General features: G+C 82.6%; 1 pseudogene. It reads left to right on the top strand.

The features are described from left to right. Positions 1–898, top strand: a pseudogene (locus Q7L73_RS28595) (hypothetical protein); the annotation flags it as partial.

Below are 898 nucleotides of genomic sequence, written 5' to 3'. Positions count from 1 at the left end.
CCCGCCACGCCTGCCGCCGCGCCCGCGCCCCCTGCGGCGCCGCCCGCGCCCGCCGACCCGCGGCTCGCGCGCGGACGCGCTGTCGCGGAGCTGCTGCTCGGCCGGGTCGGCGGCGACGTCGAGCGGACCGCCCGCGCCGGCGCGCTGCTGGCAGCCGGCGCACGCGCGGATGCCAGCGCGATCGCTGACGACCTGCGTGTCGCCGCGCTGGCGCAGCTCGGCGCGGTCGAGGTCTGGTGCGGCCGGCTCGACCCCGGCGAGCGGCGGCTGGAGGCGGCGCTGGCGGCGGCGCGCGAGCGCGAGCTGGCGCCGGTCGCGCTGCTGGCGCAGGCGCAGCTCGCGCTCGCCGCGCTGTTGGCCGGCCGGCTCGTGCTGGCGGCCGAGCGCGCCCGCGCGGCGCTGACCGCGGCCGAGCGGCGCGGGCTGGAGCGGACCGCGGCGGCCGCGACGGCGCAGACGGTGCTGACCGCGACGCTGCTGCACTGGGAGCAGCGCGAGGAGGCGGAGCGGCTGCTGGCGCGGGCCGAACGGACGCTGCGTCCGCTCGGCGAACGATCGCCGCGCGCGCTCGCGGCGCAGCAGCGGATCGCGCTGCTGATCGCCGACGGCGCCTGGGACATGGCCGTCGCGCTGCTGCGAGCGGCCCAGGCGGAGCTGGCCGGCTGGCCGCTGGCGCCGCAGCTGCGGGCCCGCTTCGTCGCGCAGGAGGGGCTGCTGCGGGCTGCCCGCGGCGAACGCGAGGCGGCGGCGTCGCTGCTGCGCGCCGCCTGCATGCGCGAGCCGCGGCCAGAGCACGCGGCCGCGCTGGCGCGGCTGCGGCTGGCGAGCGGCGAGCCGGCGCAGGCGAGCGCGGCGATCGCGCCGTGGCTGGCGCAGGCGGAGCGCGGCGCGCCGGCGC

Origin of the sequence: Conexibacter sp. CPCC 205762 (assembly GCF_030646155.1) — a bacterium.
GTDB lineage: Bacteria > Actinomycetota > Thermoleophilia > Solirubrobacterales > Solirubrobacteraceae > Conexibacter.
Note: the sequence above shows the minus strand (reverse complement) of the source record. Positions and strands in the feature narration are given on the sequence as shown.